General features: G+C 46.6%; 13 protein-coding genes. 8 read left to right on the top strand and 5 right to left on the bottom strand.

Annotated features, from left to right (window positions below):
* Nucleotides 1–4 precede the first annotated feature (4 nt).
* The 6 genes from EJA10_RS12535 (at nt 5) to EJA10_RS12510 (ending at nt 7,461) form a co-directional block, all read left to right on the top strand.
* The gene (locus EJA10_RS12535; protein ID WP_170169126.1) at nt 5–982 is read left to right on the top strand and encodes an NERD domain-containing protein; all 978 of its coding nucleotides are present in this window, start codon (nt 5–7) and stop codon (nt 980–982) included.
* 341 nt (nt 983–1,323) lie between these two features.
* Entirely contained in the window at nt 1,324–1,524 is a 201-nt protein-coding gene (gene tatA, locus EJA10_RS12530) for a twin-arginine translocase TatA/TatE family subunit (protein ID WP_125480352.1), read from the top strand.
* Between the two features lie 22 nt (nt 1,525–1,546).
* Nucleotides 1,547–2,434, top strand: coding sequence for a 4Fe-4S dicluster domain-containing protein (locus tag EJA10_RS12525; RefSeq protein WP_125480351.1), 888 nt, complete (start codon nt 1,547–1,549; stop codon nt 2,432–2,434).
* Between the two features lie 12 nt (nt 2,435–2,446).
* Complete coding sequence (gene nrfD / locus EJA10_RS12520) at nt 2,447–3,739, top strand: NrfD/PsrC family molybdoenzyme membrane anchor subunit (RefSeq protein WP_125480350.1); 1,293 nt, start codon at nt 2,447–2,449, stop codon at nt 3,737–3,739.
* Nucleotides 3,729–6,827, top strand: a complete 3,099-nt coding sequence (locus EJA10_RS12515; RefSeq protein ID WP_125480349.1) for a molybdopterin-dependent oxidoreductase — start codon at nt 3,729–3,731, stop codon at nt 6,825–6,827. Before nrfD ends, EJA10_RS12515 begins: the two co-directional genes overlap by 11 nt.
* Before the next feature lie 49 nt (nt 6,828–6,876).
* Nucleotides 6,877–7,461: a molecular chaperone TorD family protein gene (locus EJA10_RS12510; protein WP_170169125.1), complete on the top strand. Its 585-nt coding sequence runs from the start codon at nt 6,877–6,879 to the stop codon at nt 7,459–7,461.
* 206 nt (nt 7,462–7,667) lie between these two features.
* Here EJA10_RS12510 and EJA10_RS12505 read toward each other — a convergent pair whose 3' ends face one another.
* The 4 genes from EJA10_RS12505 to EJA10_RS12490 form a co-directional block, all read right to left on the bottom strand.
* Nucleotides 7,668–8,297 carry a class I SAM-dependent methyltransferase gene (locus tag EJA10_RS12505; protein ID WP_125480347.1) on the bottom strand — a complete coding sequence of 210 codons (630 nt, stop codon included), beginning with the start codon at nt 8,295–8,297 and terminating at the stop codon, nt 7,668–7,670.
* A gap of 445 nt (nt 8,298–8,742) precedes the next feature.
* Nucleotides 8,743–9,054: a hypothetical protein gene (locus EJA10_RS12500; RefSeq protein ID WP_125480346.1), complete on the bottom strand. Its 312-nt coding sequence runs from the start codon at nt 9,052–9,054 to the stop codon at nt 8,743–8,745.
* A gap of 125 nt (nt 9,055–9,179) precedes the next feature.
* Complete coding sequence (locus EJA10_RS12495) at nt 9,180–9,404, bottom strand: DUF1128 domain-containing protein (RefSeq protein ID WP_125480345.1); 225 nt, start codon at nt 9,402–9,404, stop codon at nt 9,180–9,182.
* A gap of 95 nt (nt 9,405–9,499) precedes the next feature.
* Nucleotides 9,500–10,849: an alanine/glycine:cation symporter family protein gene (locus EJA10_RS12490; RefSeq protein WP_125480344.1), complete on the bottom strand. Its 1,350-nt coding sequence runs from the start codon at nt 10,847–10,849 to the stop codon at nt 9,500–9,502.
* Between the two features lie 287 nt (nt 10,850–11,136).
* Between EJA10_RS12490 and EJA10_RS12485 the strand changes: the two genes are divergently transcribed.
* Both EJA10_RS12485 and EJA10_RS12480 read left to right on the top strand, forming a co-directional pair.
* Complete coding sequence (locus EJA10_RS12485; RefSeq protein WP_125480343.1) at nt 11,137–11,499, top strand: YtxH domain-containing protein; 363 nt, start codon at nt 11,137–11,139, stop codon at nt 11,497–11,499.
* A gap of 231 nt (nt 11,500–11,730) precedes the next feature.
* A complete protein-coding gene (locus EJA10_RS12480) occupies nt 11,731–12,546 on the top strand; it encodes a YihY/virulence factor BrkB family protein (protein WP_125480342.1) in 816 nt (271 codons plus the stop codon).
* 642 nt (nt 12,547–13,188) lie between these two features.
* Here EJA10_RS12480 and EJA10_RS12475 read toward each other — a convergent pair.
* The gene (locus EJA10_RS12475) at nt 13,189–15,108 is read right to left on the bottom strand and encodes a heavy metal translocating P-type ATPase (RefSeq protein WP_125480341.1); all 1,920 of its coding nucleotides are present in this window, start codon (nt 15,106–15,108) and stop codon (nt 13,189–13,191) included.
* Nucleotides 15,109–15,143 lie beyond the last annotated feature (35 nt).

Here is a 15,143-nt window from a genome sequence, read left to right as displayed (position 1 = left end):
GCTTTTGATCATAAAAAACCGATCCATTCCAAAAGAAATAAGAGTTTACGAAGCAATTGTAAGACGATTTCCGGCAAATCATCCACGGAAAGCAGAATTTGAGAACAAGTTATCCCGAAAACGGGCAGGATACAAAGGTGAAAAAGAATTAGATTACCATATCTCGCAAATCGACCACTACAATCTTACAATCTTGCATGATTTAAGAATCCCCTATAACGGTACACACTTCCAAATCGATTCCTTACTACTCTCAAACTCCTTAATCATCCCAATCGACTCAAAATATTATGCAGGAACGCTGGAATTTTACCCGGAATTCAATCAAATGATCCAATATTTAAATGGGTTTGAAAAGGCATATCTTGATCCCATCCTCCAGGCAAAAACCCAAGCACGGCAACTCCAAGCTTTCCTTAAAAGCCAGCAATTCTCACCACCCCCATTTGAACCGCTCGTCGCCATAACTTATTCACAAGCCCTGATTAAAAACCCTACACAGAATAAAGAAGTTAGCCAAAGAGTGTTCAAGACCCCAGGCATCTTCTATAAACTCTCACCATACCTCGAAAAATACCAAAAGGAGATACTGACGGATCAAGATGTGAAGAAAATAGCTAGGCTGTTGATGAGAAAAAATACACCTTATCTGCCTGACTTAAAGGCTATGAATCCACCATTTGATGAATTACAGACAGGCGTTGAATGTCCGTCATGCCATACTCTGGGCATGGAGAGAATCCATGGCGTATGGGGCTGTAGAAAGTGCGGCCACCTCTCAAAGGATGCTCATATCAATGCTCTGAAGGATTACTATCTCATTTATGGCCCATCTATTACGAACAAGCAATTTAGAGACTTCCTCCAACTCTCATCCATCCACCAGGCCAAGCGTTTGCTTTTATCCATGGACCTGGACAGCAGCGGTACTAAAAAAGGAAGAGTCTATAAACCAGGTAAAAACTTCGATTTGTGGAGCTGAGAGCCGATTATCCCTACCTGAACCGTTTCAACTACAGCGTGCCAGAATAAAAGTCCCCTGAAGAAAAGACGAATGCCAAGATTGCACACCCTGACAAAATGGCACATGCCAAATTTGCAAGACCATGACAAAATGGCACACAAACAAGCGGCTGAGAAGCGAGCATCCACCTCGTTCCAGCCGCTTTTTCTTGTTCACAAAGGTGTCACTTTTACCGGAGCCTTACTCCCGCAAGGAATACAGCACCCCAATAACAACCAAAACCACCAATCCGAAAAACTTGGCACACCACTTGCATTATAAATAAGCAAAGAAAAAATTTGAAAAAAGGAAGTGGCACTATGCTATCCAATATTGGTGTTCCTGGTTTGATCTTAATCTTAACGTTGGCATTGATCATCTTCGGCCCGAAGAAGCTGCCGGAAATTGGCCGGGCGTTCGGCCAGACGCTGAAGGAGTTCAAGAAGTCGACCAGAGAGCTGACTAGTGATATTACCGACGACATTGCGGATGACATCAAGGAAATCAAGAAGGAAATATAATCGCAAAAAGAGGTGACGGGAAATGGGTCTATTTTCAAATGAGAAAAAAGTAGATTACGACAAAATTGTCGACAAGATGCTGCCTGACGGAAAGAAAGAAATGGATGAATCGCAGTATGACACAGCGCTTGGCCTGAACATGGCGCGGGATGCCAGGAAGGTCATCAGCGGAAAACTGAACATCGAGGACTTCCATAAAATTTACTCTTCCTCGCTGACAAAGGAATTCGGCAATTATTACGCATCAGGAGATGGTCCGGACATCAGGAAAGGGGACGGTCCGAAATGGGCGATGGTCATCGACCTGAAAAAATGCGTTGGCTGCGATACTTGTACAGTCAGCTGTAAGGCTGAGAACAGGACGCCGCCGGGAATCTCCTACAACGTCGTCATGGAATCGCTCGAAGGCGAGTTCCCAAACATCAAGGCAGTCAACCTGCCGAGGCCGTGCATGCAGTGTGACAAACCGGCATGTGCGCAGGTTTGCCCTACGAGAGCGACCTATAAAATGGAGAACGGGATTGTAGCGATCGACAATGACCGCTGCATCGGCTGCCGTTACTGCATTGTGGCCTGCCCTTATGGCGCGCGTTCCTTCGATTTCGGCGACAGTTATGAACAGGAAATGCTCGGAGCAAATGATGTAACCAGCCCAGAATACGGAGTCGAACGCGGAAACCGTGAAAAAGGCAAGACGCCAATCGGAACAGTCCGCAAATGCAGTTTTTGCTTCCACCGCCTGCAGAGAGGAGAAGAGCCGGCATGTGTGGAAACCTGCATTGGCGATGCCCGCTTCTTCGGCGATATCAGCGATCCAAACAGTGTTGTATCCAAGCTGGCTGCGAGCCCAAGAGCATTCCGCCTGAAGGAAGAGCTTGGAACGCATCCAAACGTCATTTATTTACGATAGGAGGGACTGGCGATGTCCAATCTTGCTGTTGATTTAAAACAGAAAAGCACATCCAAAACCAAAATAAACGTTACCGTGTCAAAAGCTTTTAAAATATGGATTTCTGCTCTGACCGTTGCCTTTTTGGTCGGCGGGTATTTCATTGTGGAACGCTTCATCACAGGCTTGGCAGCTACGAATCTATCAAGCATCACACCGTGGGGAGCGTGGATTGCTTTCTACATCTTCTTTGTCGGCTTGAGTGCCGGGTCGTTCTTATTATCAACCCTGATTTACGTATTCGGAATGGAAGAATACGAGAGAGTCGGAAAGGCCGCGCTGTTCACAGCGATCGTCTGTATGATCGTCGCGCTGACATTCGTGCTGATGGACCTTGGCCGTCCGGAGCGGATGCTGAACGCGATCATCTACTGGAACGTCACTTCACCGCTCGCATGGGAAGTCCATTTTTATCTCGTCTACATCGGCCTTTTAACGGTTGAGCTTTACATTGCGATGAGAGAAGACCTTGTACGCGCGGCAAAAACAAACTCACTAAAAGGTTTTATTGCCAGATTCATAACTTTTAATAACGCAACAATCAATGCCGCTACGAAAAAGCGTGACCATATGTGGATGAAAATCCTCGGCACCATCGGTATTCCGCTGGCGATACTCGGTGTCCACGGCGGAACAGGAACGATTTTTGCGGTCGTAAAAGCGCGCCCGGCATGGAATACGGCGCTCTTCCCGATCATCTTCGTCGTATCCGCAATGGTTTCGGGAACGGCCTTGCTTTTAGCGATGTACATCATCAAGAAAAAAGTCCAGAAGCAGCACATCAATCAGGACATGGTTGTTTCTTTATCAAAACTGATGGTCGGGTTCCTGATCATCGACCTGGGTCTTCAATTCTATGAATATCTGATTGGCTGGTACGGACTTGAAGCTGAACACCTTGATACGCTGGCCACGATGATGGCGAGCGAGAAAGCGTGGTCGTTCTGGATCGTGCAGATGTTCCTCGGCGCTGTCGTGCCAATCACAATCGTCTTCTGGAAAAAAACAAGCCAGAACGTCAACGCGCTGCTCGCAGCCGCTGTCCTGATCGTCATCGGCATCATCGGTGTCCGCTTCAATATCGTGCTGCCACCGCTTGTCGTGCCAGTTTTCCACGAACTGCCATGGGGCAATTACGCACCGACAATCAAGGAATGGATGGTCAGTGTCGGCGTTGTCGCGATGGGATTATTAATCTATTCATTTGGCGAGCTGCTGCTGCCAATTGAAGAAACTTCTGACGAGGTGAACCATCATGCAAAATAAACCAATGAAAAGGCGGGGCTTTTTAAAAGCGCTCGGAACGCTGGGTGCAGTCGCATTCGTCGGTCCGGCATTCGTCGGGCCAATCAAGCAGGTAATGGGCGATGTCTGGATTGATGAACCACACGGAACAGGCACCGATTATCAGGATTACACAGCCGAAAACGTCATCTTCACATCATGCCAGCAATGTAATGCCACATGTACGATTAAAACGTATATCACAGCCGGAGCCGCGGGCGGAGCTTATTCATCAATCGTCCGCAAGATTGCCGGCAATCAATACAGCCCGATTAATATGGTGCAAATCGGCCATATCAATTATGACACCCCGATCACCCAGGCGGTAAAAGGCACCGGTGACGTGGCGAAACTGGGCCGCGGCCTTCGCGGCGGGCGTACCTGCCTGAAGGGCCAGGCCGGAATCCAGACGAACTATGATGCCTTCAGGGTGCAAAAGCCCTTGAAACGTGTTGGCGAACGGGGCAGCGGTGTATGGAAAACGGTCAGCTGGGAAGAGGCGTACAAGGAAATCCTTGGGGGCAGCAAGGATCTTGGAACTCCTGGGTTAAAAGAAATGTGGAAATACGTTCCTGAAGCTGCCGTCATGGCCGACTGGGAAAAACTGAAGGCCGGTGAAATGACGAAAGCGGAATTTGATAAAAAGTACAAGGATATGTTGATTGATACCAACCATCCCGATTTTGGGCCAAAAGCGAACCAGATCGCGATCATGGCAGGACACAGACGCGAATTCATTGAGCGCCTGGCCATCGGAAGCCTTGGCACAGCGAACTATTACGATCATGGCGGCTACTGCGGAATCACAAGCGTCCAGGGCAATGCCAGGTCGCATGACTCTGAAAAGCCGAAGAAGCGGATGATCCCTGACTACGATAATGCCGAGATGGTCATCGTCTGGGGAACAAACCCAATGGTCGCAAACCGCGGGCCGACTACCTTCGCTCCGCAGATCACAAATGCGATTGACCGCGGCATGAAGATGGTCGTCATCGATCCCCGCTACAGCAAGACTGCAGAGAAAGCCCATGTCTGGGTTCCTGTAAAACCAGGCGGCGACGGCGCGCTCGCAATGGCGATGTGCCGCTGGATCATCGAGAACAATCGCTATGACGATATTTACCTTCGCAATCCGAATCAGGAAGCAGCGAATGAAGACGGCGAGACAACATGGAGCGACGCATCCTTCCTGGTCAATGTTGACGAGAAGAAGCGCCCGTTTGTCCGTGCCCAGGAGCTGGGAATCGGCGGCGAGGAGTTCGTTGTACTTGAAAATGGCAAGCCTGTTCCCCATACAAAAGCAAGGAACGGCGAGCTTGATGTTGATACAACCATCAATGGAATCAAGGTGAAATCCGTCTTCAGGATTTTCAAGGATAAAGTAATGGAAAAATCAATCGAGGAATATGCGAAGCTGGCAGATGTGCCAGTCGACCAAATCATACAGATTGCCCGTGAATTCACATCACATGGGAAAAAGGTAGGCATCCATGCTTACCGCGGACCGGCGATGCACACGAATGGCTACTACAGCGTCCGTGCCATAAACATGCTGAACCACCTTGTCGGAAACCATGACTGGAAGGGCGGAGACACGGTATTAGGGGCGAAGTTCAAGGCAACAGAAGGCCGCTATGATCTGGCAACAGTTCCGGCTCCGAACACAGCCTGGGGAATCCCGGTGACAAGACATAAGATTCCTTATGAAAAAACATCATTGTTTGAGAAAGATGGCTACCCGGCGAAACGCCCTTGGTATCCGTTGGGTAACAAGCTCATCCAGGACGTCCTTCCAAGCTCGGCTGAAGGCTATCCTTATAAAATCAGGGCACTGCTGATCAACAGGACATCTCCTGTCATGGCAGGACCAAGATCGGATATGCAGGCAAAATTCATCCGAGACCCTAAAGTCGTGGAACTTGTTGTCTCATCTGATACGATGATCGGCGAAACATCCAAGTACGCAGACTTTATTTTACCGGACCTTGCTTACCTTGAAAGCTGGAATGCGGAGGATATCTTCCCGATCCTGAAGCATAAGTTCGCCGGTGTCATCCAGCCGGTGACAAGAGTTGTTCCTGACGCACGTCCGACGGAACAAGTCTACATCGATCTTTTAAAAGGAATGGGCCTTCCAGGTGTTGGAGATAATGCTTTCGTCGATGGCTCAGCACTCAACACGCCTGAAGACTACTATCTGAAACGGATTGTCAACATTGCGTTTGACGGACAGAAACCAGTCAGGGATGCGAATGCAGAAGAACTGGCTATTTTTGAAAAAGCAAGGCAGAAAGCGCTCGGCAAGTATTTCGACATCAACAAGCTGAAAAATGCAGTCAAACCAGATGAATGGAAAAAAGTTGTGTATGTACTGAATCGCGGCGGCCGCTTTGAGGCAGCAGGGGATGAATATATCGGCAACAAGCTCAAATACCAGTGGGCGAAACAGGTGTATTTTTACGATGAAAAGGCAGCAGGCTTCAAGAGTGCCTACACAGGCAAGTTCTTCGAAGGCGTTCCGGTCGCAGAGGAAATCAAGACTTACGACGGCGAGATCTATAAGCCAAACAAGCCGCTGCAGTTCATCAACTGGAAATCAAGGAATATGTCGACGCACCGGACCGAAGGCAACACTTGGCTGCGTGAAATTAAGCCGGAAAACTATGTATGGATCAACCCGATCGACGCGAAGAAAAAGGGCATCAAGACAGACGATGAAATTGTCCTTTCGTCCAACAATGCAAAAGTGAAAGGCCGGGCACTCGTGACCCCAGGGATCAAGCCGGGTGTAGTCGGGGCAAACTTCAGCTTCGGACATGACGCCTATGGCTCCAAAGCAGTCAAAGTCGATGGCAAAACGATTGAACCTGCCGGCAAATACGGCCACACTAACTACGAATTCAATAAACCGCTCCATGAAGAATCAGGCTACGCGAAACCACGCGGTCTCGGATTCTCCGTCAACGCCTTGTCAGACCGGGATGGCAGCTACTTTGAAGGTTACCTTGCAGACCTGCTCATCGGCGGGCCGGCCCAGCAGGACGTCTTCGTGGATGTGGAAAAAGCTTAACAACATCGGGGGTAACTCCGAAATTTCTTAAAAAATGAAGGTGGAGACAATGATGGAAGAACGATATGGAAAGCTCGCGATTGCGAATATCATGACAAGCATCTGGCTTGGGGACTGGGGCACATACGAGGAATTCATGAACAATGTCCCTGCAGGTTTGCGGGAGGAGCTTGCCTTTCATTCATCGTATGAACGGGATGAAGTGCAGCTTTGGTATGACAATCACTTTTTCATACCGGGAGACCACTTTGTTTCCCCTTATTTCTCATCCTACGTAACAAATAATGAAGATGAGGAAGCACGCAGGCACGATTTATTATGCCTGATCGGCCTGTATGAAAAAACAGCCTTCTATTTCCCGCTCGAGCAGGACAGATTGCCAGACCACTTCGGCAGCATGATCGCATTCCTGAGCTCAATTTTACAGGGGGAAATTGAGGCCGAGCAAAAAGGTGACAGTGACCATCTGAAGCAGCTCGAAGACATTGAAGCAGAGATGCTGAACAAATACATCAAGCCAGTCCTCAAGCCGATGCTTGAGTATGCGGATGCAAAAATCAAGCATCAGTTCTTCAGGGAATTCCTCCGCTTTTACGCAGAGGTAATGAACGAAGAGTGGATGGAAGCGGCCTGACATACTGAAAAAACGGTCTTCACTTTATTAACTGGTTCGGTTTTGAATGCAAAAATGCAAATTAGATACTGTCATTTTCACCTGCGTTTGCTCCAGAATAACAGAATAATCAGCAGAAAATGCTCAGGCAAAATAGCTCTGAGCATTTTTTCTATACATTATCTTGTTAAGTGAAAGTACCAATAGTGGAATAAGGTGCAAAATAGTTAAAGTTTCTTTTTACCCAAAACTGCAACAGTATGAAATTGTCTTGAATTTGGACCTTTTACAACTTCCACGTCATAAAAGCCCTTGTTCTTCATAAGAGGAATTAATTGCTCATCTATCATTTTTCTTATTCCATCCCATATCACATCGTTTTTGCCATCACATAGGGTCAGTATGAAGCTCCCTCCAGGCTTTAAAACCCTAAATATTTCCGATAGAGTTAAAGATAAATCATCCCAAAAGTATATTGTATGTATGCTAAATACTTTGTTGAATTGTTCATCTTCGAAAGGCAAACTCTTTACGTTTGCTTGTACCAAATCTGCCTTTTCTTCATTTACAGCCTTTTTATTTCTGATCATAGCAGATCGAATCATAGTTGGAGAGAGGTCCAATCCTACTGCTTTGGTTGCCATATTTTGCTCCAGGATAAGTTTTATTGCATAACCAGAACCACATCCAAGTTCTAAAACACTTTCATTTTGTTGAATATTTAATAATTCAATAGTCCATAATGTTTCGGGCTTATGTTGTCGTACCATCTTTTCACCGATATAAGTTCCAATCAGTCCTTTTGGTGTTCTGTACTGGCTATCAATAAATTCCTTAAGCCTATCAATCAACTCCATAATTCACCAACTTTTATTTAATAAAAAGTTCCACTGATAATCAATTCTCTTACATTAATACTTATTCCTTCTTCCACTATCTGCCTTTTGGCATCCAAGCAGTGCAGAATGGGGAATCTAACTCATTCTCCCATTTCAGAGGTACAGATGCATTGGAAATTTGTTTGGAAATCCATAATACCAATAAAGAAGCAGTTCAATTCTGTTAAGAATGAACTGCTAATTGACTTGTTATTTACTGTTTTGTACTCGAAATCCGACCCTTTTTATCATTTAAGAGGACCGTTTTATTATGTTTATTTATCTTGTTTGAAAAAATCGATGAACGCTTGATAAAATTCGACACCCTGATAAAAAATGAAGCTCACTGCAGTCAGGGAAAAGAATCCAATCATCAAAAAACGAAACCACATATTCATTCCTCCTTGATTTTTAGTTCGTTAAATCAAAGAGGTTTGATCACATAATTAGACTGGAAAAAGACTGGCGTAAGAAATGGAGGTTTAAAGGCTGTCCTGTTGTATTGGTATTGTTTTTTGAGAAGGACGCCGGTTAATACAAGCAAGGCTACAGGAGTCAGGGCGAAAGGGGACTTCTTATCATCATGCTGGGAGCCGGGCAATTCTTCGTGTATGTGCTCCATGGAGATGATGACTTTCGCCTGGTCGTCGACTGGCTTTGCTTTTTCGGCAGGAAGTGACCCGTGGCTGATTAATACCAGGCTGAACAGGAAAAGTGGTAACAACAGCTTTTTCACAGTTCCTCACTCCCTCACAAGTAGTAACACTATCGTATAACAATATGTGTATAGTGGAAACTAAAAAGTTTTGACATTTTTCTCAAAAACAAAAAACAGGCACCTTCACCGGGGCCTGCCTTCCATTACTGCTTTCTTAAATTGCCAAGCTCTTCAGCAATTGCCTGCATCTCATTCGGGCTGAAGTTGCTTTTTCTCATGATCATCTCGTAGATTTCCTTCAGTTCTTCATACATCTCGCCGTCAAAATGAGAAGATTTGATTGCGCCAAAGTTCATGACATTCAATTTTTCCTTGATTTTTTCAATCATGAAATCAACGTTTTCAGGTGAATTTTTAGTTAAGTCCACTCCGTTCATCCTTTCAATGGTTGTACCAACATCTTTCCACGTTCGCTAAAAAAAGTCAATCAGAAATCCGGCGCCTGGATGACGCCGGATTCTGGTCAGGCACTCAAGGATTGGTTTTTCTCTTCCTTGATCGCCTTGAGGATATTCCTTGTTTCGACTACGACCACACCTGACAAGCCAAGCAGTCCAATCAGGTTCGGGAAGGCCATCAGGCCGTTCATGATATCGGCTACGCCCCAGACAATGTCCAGCTGGGTAATCGCACCCATGAATACAGCCGCCACGTAAGCAATACGGTAATAAATTACGATATTATTTCTGAATAGATACGTGAAACATTTCTCTCCGTAGTATGACCAGCCAATGATTGTCGAGGAGGCGAAGAACAATAATCCTACAGAGACGATGACGGCTCCAGATTGCCCCAGGAACTTCGCGAAGGTAGCCGACGTCAGGTCTGCCGCTGTTGCATCTCCTGTATACAATCCGCCCATCACGATTGTAATCCCCGTAATCGAGCAGATGACGATTGTATCGATGAATACCTGTGTCATCGATACCAGAGCCTGGCGCCCAGGCAGATCTGTCTTCGCAGCTGCCGCGGCAATCGGTGCAGAACCAAGACCTGCTTCATTCGAGAACACACCGCGCGCGACACCCATACGGATGACAGTACCAAGCGCACCGCCGGCCACTGCTTCACCAGTGAAGGCATCGGTAAAAATAAGCGCGACTGCTGCCGGAACGAGGTCAAAGTTCATGATCATGACAGCCAGGCCGGCCAGCAGATAAAATGCGGCCATGACTGGTACGAACAAGGCGGTTACTTTTCCGATGCTCTTGATGCCGCCAAGGAGTGCAAGAGCAGTGAAAATGGTCAATGCAAGTCCCGTCACCCATGCAGGTACCGAGAAAGTCGATTGTACCACTCCGGCTACAGAGTTCGATTGAACGAGATTGCCGATTCCAAACGCAGCAATCGCCCCAAAAAAGGCGAACAGGACACCAAGCCATTTCTGGCCAAGGCCGCGTTCAAGATAGTACATTGGCCCCCCGGACATTTCGCCGTTTTCGTTTTCAACCCGATATTTTACCGCCAAAACGGCTTCAGCATATTTAGTTGCCATTCCAAAGAAGGCAGTGATCCACATCCAGAACACGGCACCAGGTCCGCCTGTGAAAATCGCGGTCGCGACCCCGGCAATATTACCGGTTCCCACGGTGGCTGCCAGTGCGGTCATCAAGGCTTGGAAATGCGAAATGTCCCCTTCGGATTTTTTATCCTGTCTTTTTGTAAAAGCGAGCTTAAGTGAATAAGGCAGGAGCCTCATCTGCAGGAATCCAATCCTGACAGTCAAATAAATCCCTGTCCCGACAAGCAGGACAAGCAAAGGAGGTCCCCAGACCCAGCCGCTGATTTTTCCAATCCAATCTTCAAACGTCATGTTGCTCCTCCTAAAAAACTATTTTCGAAAAATGTTCTTCAACAAGAATATTCTGATAATTGGTGGTAGTCAAGCGATAACCACTAGGTAATTGTTAGAAATTATTATTGGAAAAGCTGTGGACGTTGTCGCCATCAAGCTTTTAAAAGGAGAAAAATGATACTTAAGCAAATAAAAAAATTCTCAACACTTGCATGAAGTGATGGCAATCGTGGAAAATGTTAGGTAGGAAGCAGGCAAGAGAGGAAGCCTGCGAGAGAAGAACGATCAATCTAGGAGGAGTTAACATGGGAAGTTCTAAAAAGTTCTGGATGGGCATGTTTTTGGGTGCATTGGCAGGAGGAGCAGTGAGCCTTTTGGACAAACCAACGCGTCAGGCTGTGAAAGAGGATTTCAGCAAAGTATCCAGCGGTGTCGCCTACGCGATAAAAAATCCAAACGAAATGATCGAGGATATTAAAGAAGCTGCGAATAAAGTCCGCACAACAGTGGAACAAGTAACAGAGGACGTTGCTTTCATCACCGAGAAGGTTGAAGAAATCAGGGATGTTCCGCCACAGGTGACCGAACTGGTCCAGGGCACAAAAGAAACGCTCCGGAAAATCGCCGCATCAGGCCAGACACCCAAGCATATAGATGAACAAGAATAAGGAATGACAAGCAATTTAACGTGTAAGGATGAGATATGGCAACCCATATAACGTATAAGAATAAAGAATGACAAGACATTAAGATTAAAGTATGACAAGCGATTTTCTCGTGCGAGAATAACGTATGACAAACTCTTTTATAGGAACAAGAAACAGCAAAACACTTCTATGTGGAAGGATGCAGTATGACGTTCCCCTTTACAGCAAGGGAAGCAAAAACGAGGTGAATCAATGGTTGATTTATCATTTTTCAGGCAAATGTGGCACAGGATACAGGAAGACGATGTTCCGGCACTTGCTGCCCAGCTTGCATACTTCCTTTTGCTTTCCTTGTTCCCGCTGTTGATTTTCGTGGTCACACTGGTCCCATATCTGCCCATTTCCGAATTGGATATCCTTGCGTTTTTCGATGATTACGCTCCCGGCGATTCGATGGAGCTCATCAAAAACAGTCTGGCAGATATCATGAGAAAAGACGGTAAACTGTTATCATTCGGTTTGATTGCGGCGATATGGACAGCATCTAACGGAATCAACGCGATTGTCAGGGCTTTTAACAGAGCATACCGGGTGGAAGAGACGAGGTCATTCATCGTCAGCCGCTTGATGGCGATCTTGCTTACATTCGCGATGATCTTTGTATTTCTGGTTGCGCTGCTCCTTCCGGTATTCGGGAAAGAGATCGGGGGCTGGCTGTTTGCCAATTTCGGGCTGAAGGAAGAATTCATCACCGTCTGGAATACGCTCCGCTGGCTGATCAGTATCCTGATTCTTTTTATTGTGTTCCTTGGTCTGTATTGGATTGCACCGAATAAGAGACTGAGCTGTATCAGCGGCGTTCCGGGTTCGATTTTTGCTACGGGCGGATGGGTGCTCGTGTCACTCGGATTTTCCTACTATGTCAGCAATTTCGCCAACTATACCGCTACATACGGCAGCATTGGTGCGATCATCGTCCTGATGATCTGGCTCTACTTGTCCGCGTACATCATCATCATCGGCGGAGAAATCAATGCATACTTCAGCGAAAAGAAAGAAGGCTGCTGAAGATTAAAGTATCCTGAAATTACCTCAATAACAGCCCCGCAAATTGCGGAAGATATAAGCGAGGCATGTTCCTCATTTTGATTGACTAAGGGGGATTTCAGGATGGCTAAAAAGACGAAAAAAGACGGCAGCACCAAACAAAAAGGCAAGAGCAACCACAGCCAAAAAACATCCGGCTCTGCAAACGGATCAAACGGCTATCACTAACACGAGGCGCCCTCAATCGGAGGGCGCTTTTTCTGTGTCCCGACATTTGAAATAATTCTCAGGGAAAGTCATTACGGATAAAAATCGGGGAAAAACAAAAGAACTGTCATCATCAAGCTCATGAAGGACAAAAATTAGTGGGACACAGACAATCTGTCCGTCATCAAGGTTCATGAAGGACAAAAAATTGGCGGGGAAACAGAAAAACTGTTCGTCATCAAGGTCATGAATCACAGAATCGAGGATAAAATAAAACTGGAAAAATTATTCTCTTAATAAAAGGGGCTAATTGCACGGTTAAACCAATTAATTAATTAGTAATACGAGTTAATTGCGCGAAAATCGTCTATAATCTCTTCTTCATCCTAATATTGTAAAAAAATCCGGGTAAAAACAAAAAAATCCCGCTGAACTTAATCCAGCGGGATTCACAATTTACTTCAATAATCTTAAGCTGTTCAAGATAACCAAAATTGTGCTTCCTTCGTGTCCGATGACCCCGTATGGCAGGTCGAGCAGCTGCAGGAAGTTGGACGCGATCAGGACCATGATGACAAGAATCGAAAAGACGATGTTCTGTTTGACGATCCGGTTCATCCGGCGTGACAGGTTGATCGCTTCGGCTATCTTCGGCAGATCGTTTTTCATCAGGACGACATCTGCTGTTTCAAGAGCGACATCGGACCCTTCCCCCATGGCGATCCCGACGTTCGCGGTGGCCAGGGCAGGGGCGTCATTGATTCCATCGCCGACCATCGCGACATGGCCGTATTGTTCCTTCAGCTTTTTCAATTCATCGACCTTGGTTTCTGGAAGACATTCGGCGATATAGGCGTCCACATGGCTTTCGGCAGCAATCGCTTTTGCGGTGTTCTTGCTGTCGCCGGTCAGCATGATGGTGTGGATGCCTTCCGATTTCAACAGGTCGATTGCCTGCTTCGTTTCTTCACGGACGACATCCTTCAAAGCAATCAAACCGGCGAGATCGCCGTTCCGTTCGATAAAAACAATCGTTTTTCCTGCCGCCGCAAGCTTTAAAGATGCTCCGTCATTGAATGCTTCCGCAGTGTGCCTGCCGACAAAGTCGGCCTTGCCGATCTTCCAGTCCTCGTTCTCATAATGAGCCTTTACACCCCAGCCCGAAACATCCTCGATGCTCTCCGGATGAACAAGCTCTCTGCCAAGAGTTTCCTTCGCGTATTTAACGATTGCGTTTGCAAGCGGGTGATTGGAGTGGCTCTCAATCGATGCGGCCTTGAGCAGCACTTCATCCCGATCCAGTCCTTCCGCGACCATTACATCGGTGACCTCTGGTTTTCCTTTTGTCAGCGTGCCTGTTTTATCCAATGCAATAGCTTTCAGGTGGCTGAGGTTCTCCAGGTGGACGCCGCCCTTGAACAAAATTCCATGCTTTGCTCCGTTGGAAATGGCGGACAGTGTAGCCGGCATGATCGAAGCAACGAGCGCACATGGAGAAGCGACAACGAGCAGGATCATCGCGCGGTAAAATGTCTCTGTCCAGCTCCAGCCGAGCAGGTAGTGGGGCACGAACATCATCAAGACGACAACAGCGAGAACTACTTTTACATAGGTGCCCTCGAATTTTTCGATGAACAGCTGTGAAGGAGACTTTTCACTCTGCGCGTTCTGCACAAGCTGGATGATTTTTTGAAAAAGCGTTTCATTATTTGGCTTCGTAATCTCGACAGTAAGAGAACCGGTCAGGTTTACAGTCCCAGCAAACACCTCATCACCAGAATCCTTTGTAACCGGAATTGATTCGCCGGTAATCGCGGCCTGGTCCACTGTTGTCAGTCCTTTGGCGATTTTTCCGTCAGACGGGATTCGTTCGCCAGGCTTCACTAAAATCAAATCGCCAATGGTCAGTTCTGAAACATGGACTCTTTCTTCCACTCCGTCAGTAATCCTGAGCGCTTCCTCTGGCTGCAGCTCCATCAATGACGAGATTTCCTTAAGGCTTTTGTTCATGGTATACGTTTCAAGCGCTCCACTCATCGCAAAAATAAAGATCAAAATCGCGCCTTCTGTCCAGTACCCGATGATCGCTGATCCAATTGCAGCAAAGATCATCAGCATTTCAACATTGAGTTCTTTTTCTTCAATCGTTGCTTCGATGCCTTCCTTGGCTTTTGCAAACCCGCCAATCACATAAGCAAGGATAAAAGCAGCCACGGAGGCTGTCTGAGCATCACCCTTGCCAAGAATCCATCCAGCGGCAATCAAGATTCCGCTTATGATGGCAGCGATCAATTCTGCGTGCGGCTTCATTTTTTCCAAAAAACTCATTTCAGGTACATGGTTCTGCTTCGCTAAAGCATTTGCTCCCTGGGCCATCCTTTTCTCCTCCTTTATCAATCTCTAAATGATAC

Origin of the sequence: Mesobacillus subterraneus (assembly GCF_003937825.1) — a bacterium.
GTDB classification, from domain to species: domain Bacteria; phylum Bacillota; class Bacilli; order Bacillales; family Cytobacillaceae; genus Mesobacillus; species Mesobacillus subterraneus.
Note: the sequence above shows the minus strand (reverse complement) of the source record. Positions and strands in the feature narration are given on the sequence as shown.

What these genes read in the sequence shown, in the direction of transcription:
- EJA10_RS12505 (WP_125480347.1), bottom strand. Translation starts at nt 8,297, where the DNA reads ATGGAGTTGATTGATAGGCTTAAGGAATTTATTGATAGCCAGTACAGA.
- EJA10_RS12510 (WP_170169125.1), top strand. Translation starts at nt 6,877, where the DNA reads ATGATGGAAGAACGATATGGAAAGCTCGCGATTGCGAATATCATGACA.
- tatA (WP_125480352.1), top strand. Translation starts at nt 1,324, where the DNA reads ATGCTATCCAATATTGGTGTTCCTGGTTTGATCTTAATCTTAACGTTG.
- EJA10_RS12515 (WP_125480349.1), top strand. Translation starts at nt 3,729, where the DNA reads ATGCAAAATAAACCAATGAAAAGGCGGGGCTTTTTAAAAGCGCTCGGA.
- EJA10_RS12480 (WP_125480342.1), top strand. Translation starts at nt 11,731, where the DNA reads ATGGTTGATTTATCATTTTTCAGGCAAATGTGGCACAGGATACAGGAA.
- nrfD (WP_125480350.1), top strand. Translation starts at nt 2,447, where the DNA reads ATGTCCAATCTTGCTGTTGATTTAAAACAGAAAAGCACATCCAAAACC.
- EJA10_RS12475 (WP_125480341.1), bottom strand. Translation starts at nt 15,108, where the DNA reads ATGGCCCAGGGAGCAAATGCTTTAGCGAAGCAGAACCATGTACCTGAA.
- EJA10_RS12490 (WP_125480344.1), bottom strand. Translation starts at nt 10,849, where the DNA reads ATGACGTTTGAAGATTGGATTGGAAAAATCAGCGGCTGGGTCTGGGGA.
- EJA10_RS12525 (WP_125480351.1), top strand. Translation starts at nt 1,547, where the DNA reads ATGGGTCTATTTTCAAATGAGAAAAAAGTAGATTACGACAAAATTGTC.
- EJA10_RS12485 (WP_125480343.1), top strand. Translation starts at nt 11,137, where the DNA reads ATGGGAAGTTCTAAAAAGTTCTGGATGGGCATGTTTTTGGGTGCATTG.